Raw genomic sequence first — 17,368 nt, forward strand, 5'->3', positions numbered from 1 at the left:
TGAACCGCACCGGACATCCCAAGCCTCGAACGGCCAGATGTATCTTGGTGCTCAGGCCCCCGCGCGAGCGGCCGATCGCCTGATCTTCAGACCCCCTTTTTTGGCGCCGGCGGCGTGCTGATGCGCCCGAACGATGGTGGAATCGACGATCAGATATTCGAAGTCCGGATCACCGGACATCGCCTCGAAGATCCGCCACCAAACACCCTTGATGCTCCATCGGCTGAAGCGCCGGAACACGCTGTTCCAATCGCCGAAGACCTCCGGGAGATCGCGCCAGGGAGACCCCGTACGCACGATCCACAGCACTCCTTCAACGAACATTCGGTTGTCGCGCCCGGTCGAGCCCTTCTGATCGGGCCGCCCTATGATCAACGGCGCCATCCGCTCCCACGCCGCGTCGCTCAATACCAAACGGTCCATCACACCCAAGGCGGCCTCCCCAAAAGCAGCCTTGAATCTGATTTGCTCCTAAAAGGGAATCCTTAGAGTCCACACCACCTAAAGCTTGATCCGGAAAAAGTGCGAAGCGGTTTTCCGAAAAGATCATGCTCAAACAAAGAGCTAAAGCGCGATGACGATTCAGCCTAATCTGATCGCGCCTTAGCGGCCGCCGAACAGAACCGGAGACTGGCCGGGCAGCAGCTGCGAATGGATGTCGCTGTCCATCCGCTCCGCCCCTTGCTGGGTGAAGCTCGCGCCGAAGGACAGGCTGAGATTCGAAGTCGGCCGGAACTCGAGTCCCGCGCGCGCAGAATAGCCGGCGTTGACGCCGGGATTGCCGCTGAACGGCGCCAGCGGTCCGCCGGCCCCGGGCGGATTGTATTTCAGCGTGTCGAAGCCGGCGAAGAAGGTCACGGGCGTATTGCCGACGCCCCTGAAATTGTAGCCGAACTGCGCGCCCTGATATTCCAGCGAGCCGAACGCCGCCGATTGGCCGAGCGCGTTCCAGCCGACGCGACCGCCTTCGCTGCCGGCGAACCAGCCGTCGGGCCGGCCGTTCAGATACGAAAAATCGCCGCCTTGCGCGCCGGCGGCGTCAAAGCTCGGAAAGTTTCCGTAGGTATCCGCCTTCTGGCCGTCGGCGAGGCTGCCGCCGAAGCCGAACAGCGAGCCCGGCGTCCAGTAGCGCACCGGGCCGGCCTGGGCACTGGCCTGCTGCTGGCCGCTCAGGCACAGCGCCAACACTGCGATTGCGGGGCCGAGTTTGCTTACCAAAGTGGTCATCAGATTACCGTCACGAGCACAGGGATTATACGTCCCACCGACCGGGAACACCAGCCTGCGCCCTACCCCGCCGCGAGCAGCTTCTGTTTCAGCAAATCCGTCAGCCAGTCGGCAAACACCTGCAGCCGCCGCGATAGATGCTGACGGTGCGGATAGAGCAAGGTCATCGGCATCGGCGCGGCGCGGTGCCGCGGCATCAGCTCGACGAGCTCTCCGGCATCGAGGTGCCGCTTCACGTCGTAGGCGGGAATCTGGATCAGGCCAAGGCCGGCGAGGCAGCAGGCGATATAGGCCTCGGCGCTGTTGACGGTGACGCGGCCGCGCAGCGCGATGCCGCGCGACGCGCCCTGCTCGCTCCACTCCCACTCCTCGATGCGGCCGGTGGAGGGCGAGGCGTAGTTGACCGCCCAATGCGCGCCGAGATCGTCGGGCGTTCGCGGCGTGCCGTGGCGTGCGAGATATCCGGGGCCTGCGACATTCATCAGCGTCAGATCGCCGAGCGGCTGCGATCAGACCGGAATCGCTGCGATCGCGATCCACTACAACAGCGCGGCCACCAAGGCCGATGCCGACGCGACGGTGGCGGCGCTGCAGGCCGCAGGCAGCAAGGCGGTCGCCTTCCAGGCCAACCTCACGACATCGGGCGCGATGGAAAAACTGTTCGCCGAGGCGGTCGCCGCGATCGGCCGCCCCGACATCGCGATCAACACCGTCGGCAAGGTGTTGAAGAAACCGATGATCGAGATCTCGGAAGCCGAATATGACGCGATGAGCGCGGTCAACGCCAAGTCCGCGTTCTTCTTCCTCAAGGAGGCCGGCCGCCACGTCAACGACAACGGCAAGATCTGCACGCTGGTGACCTCGCTGCTCGGCGCCTACGCGCCGTTCTATGCGGCCTATGCCGGGACCAAGGCGCCGGTCGAGCATTTCACCCGCGCGGCATCGAAAGAGTTCGGCGCGCGCGGCATCTCGGTCACCGCGATCGGACCCGGACCGATGGACACGCCGTTCTTCTATCCGGCCGAAGGCGCGGACGCGGTCGCCTATCACAAATCGGCGGCGTCGCTGTCGGGCTTCTCCAGGACCGGGCTCACCGACATCAAGGACATCGTGCCGTGGATCCGCCTGCTGGTGTCGGACGGCTGGTGGATGACCGGCCAGACCATCCTCGCCAACGGCGGCTACACCACGAAGTGAGGCGCGATCTCGGTCGCCCTTACCATTCGAATCGCGTGCCGACTCCGACGGATGTCGAGCCCTTCGCATCGACATCCGACTCGACGCGGATATGGCGCGTCACGTCGACATTGGCCGACACTCCTGACTGGCTGGCGCTCGCGCCCGTCCGCACGCCCACGCTCAGCCTGTCGCCGATCGCGCGCGAGGCGCCGACCATCGGACCGCCCGCTCCGGCGCCGACGTCCAGATTGTCGACCCCGAGCGAGCGGCGCATGCGGTCCACCGTTCCCTCGCCACCGCTTGCGAACTGAGCGGCGGCCCCGGCGAGCTGCACGGCCTGCGAGGTCGTCAGGCTGCCCGAACCCTTCTGAAAGAGAATGCGCGACAGGATCTCGTCCTGCGGCAACTCGGGCTGCGAATGGAAGGCGAAGACCGGCGCGGCCGCCGGGCCCGAGATTCCGACCTGCGCGGTGATGTCAGAGGCCTGTATCTCTGCCGCGAAATCGAGCTCGGGCGCGAGATCGCCATTGAAGGAGAGATTGCCCTTGGTGAAGGTCAGCGTCTTTCCGAGCACCACCAGCTTGCCCTGATAGAGCGAGAAAGCCCCCTTCGGAACCGGCGCGTTGCTCGTGCCGCCGACATGAACGGAGCCGCCGAGTTCTGCGGTTACCCCGCGGCCATGGATGAAGACGTGGTTCGGCGCCGAAACTGTCACGTCGAGCGCGGCGTTGAAGAGCGCCGGACGCTTCTTGTTGCCTTTCGGCGTCTCGGCCTTGCGCGCAGCTGCGAGCCGTGCAGCGGCCTGCCCCGAGGCGTTCACATGGTTGATGCCGTCGATCGGCTTCAGCGTCGACGGCAGGCGATCCGGAATATCGACGTTGACGCGAGTCAAGTCGACGCGACCGACGATCCGCGGATCGCGCGCCAGGGCGCCTGTGACGTCGATAGCGAGATTGGCCTGCGCGGTCGCCAGCGCGCTGGAAGCAAGCGTCGCCTGCTGACCGCGAATCGAGATCGTGCCTGGAAAACCTGCATCCGGGGCGACCCTTACCTCACCGGAGCCGGACAACTTACCGCCGTTGGGCGTCACCGCGGCCAGGCGCTCCACGACGATGCGCTCTCCTTCGGCGGTGATTTTCGCCTCGACGGCATCAAGGCGCGTACCGAGCATGCTGTCACGGAAGGTACCTCCGCTCATGGTGGCGACACCGCCGATCTGGGGCCTGGTACGCGTGCCGCCGACACGGGCATCGAGCGTAACGCTGCCGGACACGGTACGGCCGGAGGCGGAAAGCGCGGCATTGGCGACGGCGGCATCGAGGCGGCCCTTCGCGGTCAGCGCGATCGGACCCGTGGCGTCGAACGGCACCGTGCCCGACGCCGTGATCGCGCCGGCTCTTCCCGCGGCAATTGTGGTGTTCAGGCTCGCGCGGCTGCCATCGAGCCGTCCGTCCGCGGCAACGTCGATCGGCGGCAGGCCGGCGCTTCTGGTCTGCGGCGCGGTGAGCTGCTTGACCGCGACCTTGTACTGGCCGGTCGGCGCGCTCATGGAGCCCGCAATGGCCGCTGACGCGTCGAGGGTCCCGCTCAGGCCCAGACCGGGTATCGCGACATCGGCCTCGCCGAGCGGGATCGCGCTGGCCATGGCCTTAAGGTCGAGCACCTGACCGGCTTTGCCGTCCATCGTGAAGCGGCCACGTCCAATCCCGAGCGCCAGATGCTCGATCAACACCGTGCCATCGTCGAGCGTGAAGCCCGCGGGGCCCTGCAGCGCAATCGCTTTGGCGCCACGGCGCGCGGTGAAGCGGTTGAGATCGAACCGCACCCGCTCCCTGGTGGTCAGTGCACCCGCGGCATCGAGATCGAATCCGGCAGCCTTGGCGGACAGGCCGATCGTGCTCGCATCGGCATTGCCCGCGGCCGCCAGCGTGACGTTTGAGACTGTCTGACCGCCGAACTCGGCACCATTGACCTGCGCATCAGCATTGAGCACCGGATGGCTGTAGAGATCGGCGCCATCGGCGCGCAGATCGAAACTGCGGACGGCCGCACCCGCGGCACGGATTCCCGCGCCCTTGCCGGCAAGCCGGATCGACTGTTGGCCGCCATCGGCCGAAGCGGCAAGGTCGAGTGAGGCCGAACCGGCGAGCTCTGTAAGGGCAAGCGGCGAGAGATCGGCGAGCGCCCCGGCTGCGAAGCGAATCTGCCCGCTGGCGAATCTCTGGGCGTCGATCGTTGCTGCCCCCTTCAGGGATACCGATCCGATCGCGATGTCGATGGTCTTTGCATGCCAACCGGCAGCGGCGGGAGCTGCGCGATCGTCGGGCTCCGACGATCGACGACTCAGCTGAACAATCCCGCGCGCTGGCTTGCCGTCGACGGAGCCGTCGAGCTTGGCCTCGACAGCACAGACTCCGTTGATGTCGTTGACCGTCGCGGCGAGCTCGAGATGCGGAATCGGACGCCGCATCGCGGTGGCGCGATCCACCGAGGCCGCGAACGAAACCCCGGGATGTGCGAGCCCGCCGGTCAGGCCGACGTCGAGAGCTCCCGCACCGGTGAGGCGAGCATCGGCCGCCGAGAGATCCGGCAGGTCCACACGCGCCGACAGGTCGCTCGAGTCGCGCGTCACTGTTCCTTTGGCGCGAACCGCAACATGGGCACCATCGATCGACGCGTCGCGGACCGTGTAAGTGTCGCGTCCGTCAGCAGAGATGTGCGCTGCCAGTGCGAGCCGCGCCCCCGCGAGCCCATCGAGCGCCGCAAGTCCCGTCGCAAGCTTCTCGCCGGCACCTGACATTCTGATATCGAAGCTGCCACGCTGTAAATCCGTGTCGAGATCGAGGCCGAACGCCACCGAACCCTTGAGCTTCAACCCGCCAAGGTCGGCAAAGGCGCCGAGGTCGGGCACGGTTCCGGTTGCCCGGCCATTCAGGCGATCGGCGCTGACATCGCCTGTATAGGTGGCCTGAACCGTTGATGTGCCGATCTCGAGACGCTCGATCCTGGCGCGGCCGCCCAGGTCCGTATCGCCATGGAGCACGAGCGACGCGGTGTTGCCGATCGCGGCCGCCAAACTCGCGTCGCGTGGCGCGATGCCGGAAGCGCGCAGGTTCGCGTCAAGAATGATACGCGTTGCGGGATCGCTGGCCTCGGCACGAGGAACGGCCGTGATCGAAGCATCAAGCGTCTCGACGTCTCCGTCCGGCAGATGAGCACCCGACAGCGCGAGCTTGACCGATGCTGTAGGAGCCTTGATTGGGCCGTTGACGCGGCTGTCGAAGACGAGGCTGCGGATCGAGCCTTGGTCAGTCTCGGTCACGTCGCCGTTGCTTGGCAAGGCGCGGATCGAAGCCGCAAAATCCAGGACCTTGTCGGCTCGGAGCAGACCTTTCGCGTCGAGCCGTGCGAGACGGCTCGTCAGCGTCAGCCCGTCCAGGGCGACGCTGCCGTCGTCACCAAAATGCGTCGTACTGTCGAGATGGGTTTCGCCCGCGAAGACCGGCGCGGCGATCGCCGGCAACAACGGTTCGAGGTGACTGGCAAGGCGCGTTGCGAGCACTCGGGCCGCGCCGTTTCGGTCAAGCGCAATCGTGCCGGTCGCATCGATCGTGGGGCCGGCCTGCAACTTCAGGGCACCGCGAAAGCTGTCGAGCGTGCCCTTGCCTCCCAGTGCGAATGTGACGGGCGGCTCGCCCGGCAGATGGCCGAGCTTCGACATGAGTCCGTGGGCTGGCTCGTCGAGCGTGACGTCGAGGGTAAGCGCATTTCCCTGCGGAACGTAGGCGAGAGCGGCCTTGAAGTGGCCCGGAAAATCCTTGCGGGTGGCATCGAGGTTGAAGACGAGCCCTTCCGAGGGCGAGCCGAGTTCGGTATTGCCGGTCGCCGCGACACTCAAAGCTTCACCCAGAATCGACTGTCCCAGCGTCAGGGCCCGCAGGTCGAAAGCCTTCACCTGCACCTTCACCGGAAGGTCAGGCAGCATCGGCTGATCGGACTCGGCGGCAGGCTGGTCGGACGGAAGCGGCTTTCGCCTGATCTCAAGCGTGCCGATCTCGAGACGGTCGATTTCCAGCCGCCCCAGCAACAATGCGCTGCGTCGCCAGACGAGGCGCGCCTTGTCGAGCGTCAGCCAGACACCGTCCTTGTCGGTGATGCTAACGTCGCGGACCGTTGCATCCGAGGACAGCACACCATCGACGGCGCCGACATGGACCTGGGTCGCCGGCGTCGAGAGCGTCCGCGAGACGAGACTGGCCAGCACATCCTGCTGGTTCTCGCCGCTCCCGCCCACCATTCCGTAGAGAACGACACCAAGCACCGCGGCAGCGATGAGACCCAAGGCCGCGACGGCGGAACCGATAATGAACAGCCGTCGGATGCGCATCAGAAGGCTTGCCCAATGCTGACATAGATCGCGTAACGGCTGTCGCCGGGGCGAGGGTTCAGCGGTGTCGCAACGTCAAGGCGGATCGGGCCGACCGGCGTGAGATAGCGCAACCCAAGTCCCGCGCCGTAGCCCACATAGTCGTCGAAGCCTGGCAGGGACGATCGGGAGGCGGTGCCAAAGTCGAAGAATGGCACGAGGCCGATGGTGGGAGTGATCCTGACCCGCACCTCGGCGGAGCCCTCGATCAGGCTGCGACCACCGGTGATTTGACCGAACATCATCGGCGAAATGGTGTTGAAGCCGTAACCGCGTACGGATCCGCCGCCGCCAGCGAAGAAGCGATGTGCGTCCGGAATCTGGTCGAGCGGCGCGCCCGCAAGCGAGCCTGCGGCCAACCGACCCGCCAGCACGTAGTCGGCCTGCTCGTCGAGCGCATAATAGGCCGAGCCCGCAACCCGCGCTTCGAACAGATCGATCGTGGAACCCATCAGCTTCGGATAGGCATTGACGGTCGCCGAGAGGCGCACACCGCGCGTGGGGTCGAGCGGATTGTCTGTCGTGTCGTAGCGGCCGGTCGCCGTGAAGCCGATCAATGTCGCATCGACCCGCCCCAGCACGTCCTGCGATTTCGATTGCTCGACCTGGAGACCGGCCTGCAGCGAAGCCGCCTCCGAAAAGCGATGGATCACGCCGAATGTGCCGCGCACCGTGTCGTCAGTGTAACCGCCGAGGTCGTTGTTGCCGACACGCTCGCGGAACGCAGTGGCCTCGATCAGTAGATCGTTGGCCGTACCGAACAAGCCCGGCTTGATGAAGGTGCCGGTAAAGCGTGCGCCGAAATCCGAGCCGCTCAGATTATTGAAGCCGGTGAAGGACGTGCCGTCGATCCGTTGCAAAAGCGAGGCGGACGCTTCGAGCCTCAGGCGCTCGCCGCGGCCGAATATGTTCCGATCCTCGTAGTAGCCAGCAATGCCGGGACCATCGACGGTGGAATATTTCGCCGAGAGGCCCACCGCGTGCCTGGGCCTTTCCGTCAAATCGATGAAGACCGGCAGATTGCCATTCTCATCGAGCTGGTCCGCCTCGCGGACGCGAATTCCCCCGATGGCCGGGATCTTTGCGATCGAGGTTTTCGCCAAGGCGAGCCGCTCTGGCGAATAAGGCTCGCCTTCCCTCAGGTAGACGTGCGTGGCCACTACTCTCGGATCGACGTCTCCGCCCGAGATCGTCACGGCGCCGATGCCGGCCTTGGGGCCCGCTTCGACCCGAAGCCGAAGGTCCATCGCGGCGGCGCCATGATCGACGGTGGCGTTGACGTCGGCGACCTTCGCGAGCGGATGTCCGTTGCTGCGGAACCAGTCGACGAGCTTCACCTGCGCGGCGCGCAGGTCGGCAGAGATCGCGGGATCGCCGGACTTCAGCGCAAACGCGCGGCGCGGCAATCCCTGCGGCGCTTGGTCGCGCGGATAGTCTACATCAACGGCACGCAGCTTGAACAACGGACCAAGTCGCGCGATGACCTTGACGGGCACAACGGTCCGATTGCGAAAGCTGTCGGCCCGGCGCGCGGCCGCGGCAAGCCCGATCTCGTCGAGGGAGATTGGAACTCCATCTAACGTCACATCGATCTGGGCGTTGTAGCGGCCAAGCCCCCAAAGGGCATCGAGCAGCGGATTGATATCCGCCTGCAGCCGGCGCGCGAGACCTTCCCCGTCCGGCGGCGGTTCCTGTCGAAGGCGATAGGTGCCGGCGGCATCGCGCAATGCCTGTTCGGCGTCGCTATCGTTCTTGCCCTCCGGCGTCTTGGCTTCGATCTCCAGCCGATAGGACAGCGTCGTGGCGCTGACCGGCGGCGGATCGTCGGAACCGAACAGGCCAAAGAAGTCGAGCGCGTGAGCCTGCTCGCACAGCGAGCAACCGACGACAGCGACGCACGCCGAACGCAGAACGCGCCGCGCTGCAGCGATGAAATACCTCCGCCCTGCCCGCCCCGGCAAAGGCGGCAGGCATCGTCGCACCACGATTTGCTTGATTGTTCCGCTCCGCCTGCCTGTTGACGCGACCCGAGTCTCTGCACCTCAGGTTCCGGCGATCCCCTGTCTCCGCATTCAACAGGCACCACACGCGAAGTTGATAGACTCATGATGGACAATGTTGGGCAAACGCAAGGGAACTTCGACGTTCGTCGCAGTTATCGACTCTCCGATGCGCGCCACCATCGGTTCCGGCAACCGCATCTTGCGGACAATCCGCCACACGCGTCATCAGCTGGTCCTCATGCGCGCCCAGGAGAAGAACCGGCGCAGCGAGGCCGACGATCGTGCAATGGCCGAACGCATTGGCCGCCTCATCGAGGTCCTCGACAGCGAGATCGCCGAGATCGAGGCCGACATCGGCGCCTTGATTAAAGCCGAAGCGGAGATCGCGGACGATGCGAAGTTAATGCGTTCGCTGCCCGGCGTGGGTCCGGTGGCCTGCATGCAGCTCATCGCCCAGATGCCGGAACTCGGGCGGGTCGGACCGAAACAACTCGCAGCGCTTGCTGGCCTTGCTCCCTTCAACGTCGACAGCGGCGCCTTCCGCGGCAAGCGCAAAATTGCGGGCGGCCGAAAGCGCGTTCGTGACGCCCTTTATATGGCGGCCCTCAACGCAATTCGCAGGGCTGATCCGTTCAAGGCCTTCTATGCACGACTGCGACAGGCCGGAAAACCAGCCAAACTCGCCCTCATCGCCGTCGCCAGGAAGCTGTTGACGGTCCTCAATGCCATGATGCGAGACCGAAAGCCGTACCTGCAGACCAAACCAACATAACAGTTGCCGGCTTTCGCCGGGACGACGTGCGGAGAGAGCATGGACGGCATTCTCTCCGGTGTCATGCCCGCGCGTGCGAGCATCCAGTGCACCGTGACCTCTCGGCTCAAGCAGGACCGTCTCTCGAATACTGGATCACTCGCATGCGCGGTGATGACACCGAACACGCTCCGCGGCATTGCGCCGCGAGCCGCGCTGCGGCGCAACAATCAAAATGAGACTGCCCGTTAAGCCAATTGGCGCCGACGACATCCGCGCCGCGCCCGCCTTCGGCTAGCTTTGCCGGCAACAACCGGACGCCCATCAGCCTTCGCACGCCAAGTGGACGCCGGCGACAACGCAGAGGGAGGAGCGCGATGTTGAAAGGCAGTTTGGGACTGATTGCGTTGAGCAGCCTGTTGCTTTCGGGCACGGCGTTCGCTCAGGAGAAGATCAAGGTCGGCGTCACCGCGACGCTCGAGGGCACCTACACGGTGCTCGGCGAGGACGGCATGCGCGGCTTCCAGACGGCGCTCAACGTGCTCGGCAAGAAGATCGGCGACAAGGAGCTCGAATTCGTCGTCGCCTCGACCGACGCGACGCCCGACTCCGCGGTGCGCGCGGTGCGCAAGCTGATCGAGCAGGACAAGGTGCAAATCCTGCTGTCGCCGCTGTCCGGCGACGAAGGCATCGCGGTCAAGAACTTCGCCAAGACCCATCCGGAGCTGACCTTCGTCAACGCCGCCTCCGGCGCGCAGGAAACGACCTATGTCGATCCGGCGCCGAACTTCTTCCGCTACAACATGGACGGCGCGCAGTGGCAGGTCGGCCTCGGCAAATACGCCTATGAGACCAAGGGCTATCGCAAGATCGCGACCGTCGGCGAGGACTACTCCTTCATCTACACCCAGGTATTTGGCCTGGTGCTCGAGTTCTGCGGCGCCGGCGGCCAGGTCACCAACCGACAATGGGTGCCGCTCGGCACCAAGGACTTTGCCTCCGTGATCGCCGCGCTGCCTGACGACGTCGACGCGATCTATCTCGGCCTCGGCGGCGCCGATGCCGTCAACTTCCTCAACCAGTATCAGCAGGCCGGCGGCAAGGCGCATCTGATGGGCGGCTCGATCATGATCGACCAGACCATCCTGTCGTCGAAGGGCAACGCCAAGAACGCTCTGATCGGCACCATCGCCGCCAGCGGCCAGGCCGATACCTGGGAGGATCCGGGCTGGCAGAAATTCGTCAAGGCTTATCAGGATGCCTTCCCGCCGGCCAAACGCTTCCCGAGCCCTTCGCTGCTCGCGACCAACTATTACGGCTCGACGATGGCGTTGATCCTGGCGCTGCGCCAGGTCAATGGCGATCTCTCCAACAACCAGGCCAAGCTCAAGGACGCGCTGGCGAAGATCGAGATCGACGCGCCGAACGGCAAGATCAAGCTCGACTCCAACCGCCAGGCGATCGGCACCAATTTCGTCACCGAGGTGGTCGATGACGGCAAGGGCGCGCTGTTCAGCAAGGTCGTCAAGGTGATCCCGAACGTCAACCAGACGCTGGGCTACGATCCGGCGGTGTTCGCCAAGATCGGCCTGCCGAGCCGCACGGTCCCGGAGTGCAAGAAGTACTGACGTATTTGTTGCAGTGCAGGCTGAACGGCCGCGGCATGGTGCGCGGTTGCATCAAGAGCCCTGCTCGCCCTTGCTTTCCGCGGGCGGATGATGAACCCTTGTCGAAAAGGCAAGAACATCCCGCGGGAGGGGAGGCATGAGCAGGGCGCTTGCCGTCTTCCACGGCCGGTTCGGTCGCGCGACGGTCTATCAGTTGAACCGTCCCTTCAACGTGCATGCGCACCGCGAGGGGCATCTGATCTTTCATGTCGGCGGAACGCCGGCGCAGATCGACGTCTCGGAGCAGCGGCTGCTGCTCAAGGACGACACCGTCGTCGCGGTCAACCCGTGGGAACCGCACAACTTTCTGCCGACCGACATGGACCACGGCGCGATCTTCTTCGTGCTTTATGTCAACGCCGAATGGTTCGCGCCGCAGCCCGCGACGGCACAGGGCCTGCGGTTCGGCCGCACCTTCTTTCCGCGCACCAAAGCGCTCGACCGGCTGATCCGCCGCACCGCAGCACTAGTGTGCGGCGCGCCGTCGCTGCGCAGCCTCGATTGCGAACTCCGGCAGCTGATCGACTCCTGCTACGAGGAGAGCTGGCAGGCCGCGCAGGATGCGCGCGCGGCGGCCGCGGTGACCGATTTCAGGGTGCGCAAATCGATCAAGCTGATGTCGGAAAGCCCCGGCGCCGAGATCGAGCTCGATGCGATCGCGCGCGAGGCCGGGCTGTCGCGGCCGCATTTCTACCGGCTGTTCCGCACCCAGACCGGCGTCACCCCTCACCTCTACATGAACACGCTGATCATGGAGCAGGCGCTCGATGCGCTGGTGGCGACCGAGACGCCGATCGCCGATATCGGCTTCGACCTCGGCTTCTCCTCGCAGAGCGGCTTCACCCGCTTCTTCGCCGCCAATGTCGGCATGGCCCCGACCGACTATCGCCGCGCCGCCAAGGTGTTGCGGCCGTGAAGGAGTTCCGGAGCGCACGATAAAAGATACTGTCGATCAAATCCTGAGCTTACGCCCTCGGTAGGATACTGGACACGCGGCCCGGCAGACGGTCGCGACCAGTGAGGGAACGCGACGGAGATGGCCAGGTTCATCGAACGCCATCCGGCCTGGGCACTGATCGTGATCATCGCGGTCGCGATGCTCGCGTGGCTGGTGTTCGCGATCTGGCCGCCGGGGCTGGAGGCCGCGATCGGCCGCAAGCGCGTGTTCCTGAACGCGGTGCTGAACGGCATCACGCTCGGCGGGCTCTACTTCCTGGTGGCTAGCGGCTTCACGCTGATCTTCGGCCTGATGCGCAATGTCAACCTCGCGCACGGCTCGCTCTATCTGTTCGGCGGCTATGTCGGCTACGCGATCAGCAGCTGGACCGGGTCGTGGCTCCTCAGCTTCATCATCGCCTTCATCGCGGTGGCGCTGGTCGGCGTGATCCTGCAGCTCGTCGTGTTCCGACGCATGGAGGGTCAGGACCTCAGGCAGACCATGGTGACGATCGGGCTGTCGATCGTGTTCGCCGATCTGATGCTCTGGGTGTTCGGCGGCGACTTCTACCAGATCCAGACCCCGAGCTGGCTGATCGGCCCGATCCAGCTGCCGCTGCTGACCGCGATCAAATCAACGGGCGAACCGGTCTATCTGCAATACCCGCTGGTGCGGCTGGTGATCTTCGCTGCGTCCGTCGTGATCGGAATCGCGATGTGGCTGGCGCTCAACCGTACGCGGATCGGCATGATCGTGCGCGCCGGCGTCGACGACCGCGACATCCTGGCCGCCACCGGCGTGCGGATCCAGCTGGTGTTCGTGCTGGTGTTCGCGCTCGGCGCGGGCCTTGCCGGCATCGCCGGCGTGGTCGGCGGCACCTTCCAGTCGCTGTCGCCGGGCGAGGATACGCGGTTCCTGCTCGCCTCGCTCGTCGTCGTGATCGTCGGCGGCATGGGCTCGATCCCGGGAGCGGCGCTCGGCGCCGTCATCATCGGCCTCGCCGAGCAACTCGGCTCGGTCTACATCCCGACCTACGCCATCGTCGTCACCTTCCTGATCATGGTGCTGGTGCTGGCGCTGCGGCCGCAGGGCCTGCTCGCGAGGCGATGACAGATGTCGCTGCTGCAGAGCACCCAGTTCCGCCCCGACCCGTCCGCCAACGCGACCCGCCGCGCCTTCATCCGTGCCTGGCCGGAATTCCAGAACCCGGCGGCCTGGCTGGTCGCGCTGATCCTCGTGATCATGCCGCTGATCGCCAACGGCTTCTTTCTGATCGAGATCTTCGCCACCACGCTGATCCTCGGCATCATCGCGCTCAGCCTGATGTTCCTCGCCGGCTATGGCGGCATGGTCAGCCTGATGCAGCTCACCATCGCGGGCTTCGCCGGCTACATGGTCGCGGTCTTCGGCATCAGCGGCAACGCCAATATCAGCCTCGGCTGGCCGTGGTGGCTGGCAACCCCGATGGCGCTGGCGCTGGCGACGCTGTTCGGCACGCTCGGCGGCGCGCTCGCGGTGCGCACCGAGGGCATCTACACCATCATGATCACGCTCGCGATCGGCACGGCGTTCTACTACTTCACCAACCAGAATTGGGCGATCTTCAACGGCCACACCGGCATCAACACCGTCGCGACGCCGCATTTCTGGGGCGTCGACTGGCGCGCCGATATCGCCTTCTACTATGTCACGCTCGGCGTCGCCGCGATCTGCTACTTCGCCGTCCAGTATGTCTCGCGCGCGCCGTTCGGCCTCGCGCTGCAGGGCGTCCGCGACAATTCCCGCCGCATGGCGGCGCTCGGCTTCAACCCCAATGCGCACCGCATCGCGGCCTACGCCTTCGCCGCCTTCATCGCCGCGCTCGGCGGCGTGCTGCAGGTCTGGAACTACCGGCAGATCTCGCCCGGCTCGGTCAGCGTCGGAGCCTGCATCGACGTCCTGATCATCGCCGTGGTCGGCGGCATCACGCGGCCGATCGGACCCTTCATCGGCGCGCTGATCTTCGTGCTGCTGCGGACCTTCGCGCTCGACGTGCTGATCAAGTTCGGGCTAGACGGCAACCGCTTCCGGCTGCTGATCGGGCTCGGCTTCCTCGCCATCGTGTTCTGGTCGTCGGATGGCGTGATCGGCCTGTGGGAACGCTGGCGGCAGCGCAATGCATCCTCGACGCAACGTTCAGGCGGAGGCCGCCATGGATAGCGTCGCGCAGCGGCTGTCCGTGGTCGGCGCCGGCGCGGCGCTGGAACTGCGCGGCGTGACAAGGCTGTTCGGCGCGCTGGCGGCGCTGACCGACGTCACCATCACTGTGCGGCCGGGCGAAAGGCGCGCGGTGCTCGGCTCGAACGGCGCCGGCAAGACCACGCTGTTCAACTGCATCACCGGTGACTTCCCGCCCTCCTCCGGCACGATCCGCTTCTTCGGCGAGGACATCACCCAGTTCCCGCCCTATGAGCGGATCCGCCGGGGCTTACGCCGTACCTACCAGATCTCGGCGCTGTTCCCCGGCCTCACGGTGCAGGACAACGTCTACCTCGCCTGCCGTGGCGTCTCGCGTGGCCGGTTCTCGTTCCTGCGCCCGGGGCAGAATGATGCGCTGATGCACGCGACCGAAACGCTGGTCCAGGCGGTTCACCTCAGCGGCGTGAAGGACCAGCGCGTCGCCGAGCTCGCACATGGCCAGCAGCGGCAGCTCGAGATCGCGCTGGCGCTGGCCGGCGCGCCGCGCTTCATCCTGTTCGACGAGCCGGCGGCGGGGCTGTCGCCGACCGAGCGGCGCGAGCTGATCGAGATCCTGACTTCGTTGCCGGCGCATATCGGCTACATCATCATCGAGCACGACATGGACGTCGCACTGCGCGTCGTCGAGAGCGTGACGATGATGCACAACGGCCGCATCTTCAAGGAAGGCCTGCCGCGCGAGATCGAATCCGATCCCGAGGTGCAGGAGCTTTATCTCGGAGGCGGCCATGAATGACCGCCGCGCAATGCCCGCGCTCGAGGTGAAGGGCCTCGACGTCTATTACGGCCATTCGCATGCGCTGCAGGGCGTCGATCTCACGCTCGAGTCCGGCGTGTTCTCGGTAGTCGGCCGCAACGGCATGGGCAAGACCACGCTGTGCAAGGCGATCATGGGCCTCGTGCGTGCCAGCGGCGGTTCGATCCGGATTCGCGGCGAAGAGGTCACGCGGCTCAATCCGGCACGGATCGCCCGGCTCGGCGTCGGTTATGTGCCGCAGGGCCGCCGCCTGTGGCGGTCGCTGACCGTCGACGAGCACCTTGCGCTTGCCGGCGGCCTGCGGCGCGGCGCCTGGACCATCGAGCGAATCTACGACACCTTCCCGCGCCTCGCCGAGCGCAAGACCAACGGCGGCAACCAGCTGTCCGGCGGCGAGCAGCAGATGCTCGCGATCGCGCGTGCGCTGCTGACCAATCCGCATCTCTTGATCATGGACGAGCCGACCGAAGGCCTTGCGCCCGTGATCGTCGCCCAGGTCGAGGACATGCTGCTGCGGCTCGGCGATGAGGGCGACATCTCCGTGCTGGTCATCGAGCAGAACATCGGTGTGGCGACGGCGGTGTCGCGCAACGTCGCCATCATGGTCAATGGCCGGATCAACCGGATCATCGATTCCGCCCGCCTTGCAACCGACCGCGAGTTGCAGCAGCGGTTGCTCGGCGTCGGCACCCATGGCGCCGACGAGACCGACGCCGAGCCAGCACCGGCGAAGGCCGAAGCGGCCGGTGCCCCGCAGCCGGAACGCAAGGGGCCGACCCGCATCTACGTCTCCAATCCCGTGCTGCCGACCCGCTGGTCGCAGCCGGTGCCTTTCGCCCGCATCGAGGCCGCCGCACGGACGCAGTCCACCGGAGTCACTCGGCTCGAGGAGGCAACCCGGCAGCGACGCGAACCGACGACCTCCCGAACGTCCGGGCCACCGGTCGTCCTCATCGTCGGCACGCTCGACACCAAGGGTGCCGAGCTGCGCTTCATCCGCGATATCATCGCCGGCAGCGGCCTGCGCACGCGACTGGTCGACGTCTCGACCAGCGGCAAAGCGGCGAGCTGCGATGTCACCGCGCAGGAGATCGCACTGAACCACGGCCGCGGCGGCTCCGGCGTGTTCGGCGCCGATCGCGGCGCCTCGGTGACGGCGATGGCGGAGGCGTTCGAGCGATGGCTGCGTCGCCAGGGCAATATCGCCGGGATCATCTCCGCCGGCGGCTCCGGCGGCGCGTCGCTGGTCGCGCCCGGCATGCGCGCGCTGCCGGTCGGCGTGCCGAAGCTGATCATCTCCTCGGTCGCGTCCGGCGACGTCGGTCCCTATGTCGGTCCCGCCGACATCACCATGATGTATTCGGTGACCGACGTGCAGGGTCTCAACTCGATTTCGCGCACGGTGCTCGGCAACGGCGCTCATGCGCTGGTCGGCATGGTTAAGGCGCGGCTCGATGAGCAGGCCGGCAAGCAGCGCAGCGCAGGCGCGAACCTTCCGGCGATCGGCATCACCATGTTCGGCGTCACCACCCCGGCCGTGCAGAAGATCGCGGCGGACCTGCGCGAGGATTTCGAGTGCCTCGTCTTCCACGCCACCGGCGTCGGCGGCCGCTCGATGGAGAAGCTGGTCGAGTCCGGCCAACTCGCCGGCGTGATCGACCTCACCACGACCGAGGTCTGCGACCTCCTGATGGGCGGCGTGTTCCCGGCGACCGAGGATCGCTTCGGCGCCATCGTCCGCAGCCGCGTGCCCTATGTCGGCTCGGTCGGCGCGCTGGACATGGTGAACTTCGGCGCACCCGACACGATCCCGGAGCGCTATCGGCAGCGCAAATTCCACATCCACAATCCGCAGGTCACCTTGATGCGGACCACGCCGGAAGAGAACGAGCGCATGGGCCGCTGGATCGGCGAACGGCTCAACCAGATGGACGGGCCGGTGCGCTTCTTCCTGGCCGAGGGCGGCGTCTCCGCGCTCGATGCACCCGGCCAGCCGTTCTGGGACCCGGAGGCCGATGCAGCGTTGTTCCGCGCGCTGGAGCGCACCGTGCGCCAGACCGGCAACCGGCAGATCATCCACATCAAGCGCAATATCAACGATCCCGAGTTCAGCGCCGCCATCGTCAGCGCGTTCCGCCCCTTGCTCGGACGCGCCGGTGGTCGGCGGAGAGTGGCGAGGTGAC

10 protein-coding genes and 4 pseudogenes are annotated in these 17,368 nt (G+C 66.0%); 9 read left to right on the forward strand and 5 right to left on the reverse strand.

Annotation, left to right across the window (positions count from 1 at the left end):
* The 3 genes and pseudogenes from ACZBJS_RS12855 to ACZBJS_RS12865 form a co-directional block, all read right to left on the reverse strand.
* Positions 1–432, reverse strand: a pseudogene (locus ACZBJS_RS12855) (IS5 family transposase); the annotation flags it as partial.
* Between the two features lie 171 nt (positions 433–603).
* Entirely contained in the window at positions 604–1,227 is a 624-nt protein-coding gene (locus ACZBJS_RS12860) for a hypothetical protein (protein WP_168855389.1), read from the reverse strand.
* Between the two features lie 62 nt (positions 1,228–1,289).
* Positions 1,290–1,752 (reverse strand): annotated as a pseudogene (locus ACZBJS_RS12865) (LysR substrate-binding domain-containing protein); the annotation flags it as partial.
* On the opposite strand from ACZBJS_RS12865, the pseudogene ACZBJS_RS12870 reads away from it, so the two are divergent.
* Positions 1,744–2,424, forward strand: a pseudogene (locus tag ACZBJS_RS12870) (SDR family oxidoreductase); the annotation flags it as partial. The pseudogenes ACZBJS_RS12865 and ACZBJS_RS12870 overlap by 9 nt on opposite strands.
* A 19-nt stretch (positions 2,425–2,443) precedes the next feature.
* On the opposite strand, the gene ACZBJS_RS12875 reads toward ACZBJS_RS12870, so the two are convergent.
* The gene (locus ACZBJS_RS12875; RefSeq protein WP_463438777.1) at positions 2,444–6,793 is read right to left on the reverse strand and encodes a translocation/assembly module TamB domain-containing protein; all 4,350 of its coding nucleotides are present in this window, start codon (positions 6,791–6,793) and stop codon (positions 2,444–2,446) included.
* A complete protein-coding gene (locus ACZBJS_RS12880) occupies positions 6,793–8,817 on the reverse strand; it encodes an autotransporter assembly complex protein TamA (RefSeq protein ID WP_463438778.1) in 2,025 nt (674 codons plus the stop codon). The genes ACZBJS_RS12875 and ACZBJS_RS12880 overlap by 1 nt, the downstream gene beginning before the upstream one ends.
* Positions 8,818–9,055: 238 nt before the next feature.
* On the opposite strand from ACZBJS_RS12880, the pseudogene ACZBJS_RS12885 reads away from it, so the two are divergent.
* The 8 genes and pseudogenes from ACZBJS_RS12885 to ACZBJS_RS12920 all read left to right on the forward strand — a co-directional run.
* A pseudogene (locus ACZBJS_RS12885) lies at positions 9,056–9,607 on the forward strand (transposase); the annotation flags it as partial.
* A gap of 39 nt (positions 9,608–9,646) precedes the next feature.
* Complete coding sequence (locus tag ACZBJS_RS12890; protein ID WP_316394020.1) at positions 9,647–9,838, forward strand: hypothetical protein; 192 nt, start codon at positions 9,647–9,649, stop codon at positions 9,836–9,838.
* 125 nt (positions 9,839–9,963) lie between these two features.
* Positions 9,964–11,214 (forward strand): ABC transporter substrate-binding protein, encoded by a 1,251-nt coding sequence (locus tag ACZBJS_RS12895; RefSeq protein WP_028333311.1) that lies wholly within the window; start codon positions 9,964–9,966, stop codon positions 11,212–11,214.
* 136 nt (positions 11,215–11,350) lie between these two features.
* Positions 11,351–12,169 (forward strand): helix-turn-helix transcriptional regulator, encoded by an 819-nt coding sequence (locus ACZBJS_RS12900; RefSeq protein ID WP_463438779.1) that lies wholly within the window; start codon positions 11,351–11,353, stop codon positions 12,167–12,169.
* Positions 12,170–12,289: 120 nt separating this feature from the next.
* Positions 12,290–13,300 carry a branched-chain amino acid ABC transporter permease gene (locus ACZBJS_RS12905; RefSeq protein ID WP_316394018.1) on the forward strand — a complete coding sequence of 337 codons (1,011 nt, stop codon included), beginning with the start codon at positions 12,290–12,292 and terminating at the stop codon, positions 13,298–13,300.
* A gap of 3 nt (positions 13,301–13,303) precedes the next feature.
* Complete coding sequence (locus ACZBJS_RS12910; RefSeq protein WP_463438780.1) at positions 13,304–14,389, forward strand: branched-chain amino acid ABC transporter permease; 1,086 nt, start codon at positions 13,304–13,306, stop codon at positions 14,387–14,389.
* Positions 14,382–15,164, forward strand: a complete 783-nt coding sequence (locus tag ACZBJS_RS12915; protein ID WP_016847809.1) for an ABC transporter ATP-binding protein — start codon at positions 14,382–14,384, stop codon at positions 15,162–15,164. The genes ACZBJS_RS12910 and ACZBJS_RS12915 overlap by 8 nt, the downstream gene beginning before the upstream one ends.
* Complete coding sequence (locus ACZBJS_RS12920; protein ID WP_316394009.1) at positions 15,157–17,367, forward strand: ABC transporter permease; 2,211 nt, start codon at positions 15,157–15,159, stop codon at positions 17,365–17,367. The genes ACZBJS_RS12915 and ACZBJS_RS12920 overlap by 8 nt, the downstream gene beginning before the upstream one ends.
* The last annotated feature ends 1 nt before the right edge of the window (position 17,368 follow it).

The sequence above is a fragment of the Bradyrhizobium sp. KZN70725 genome, from assembly GCF_055264925.1.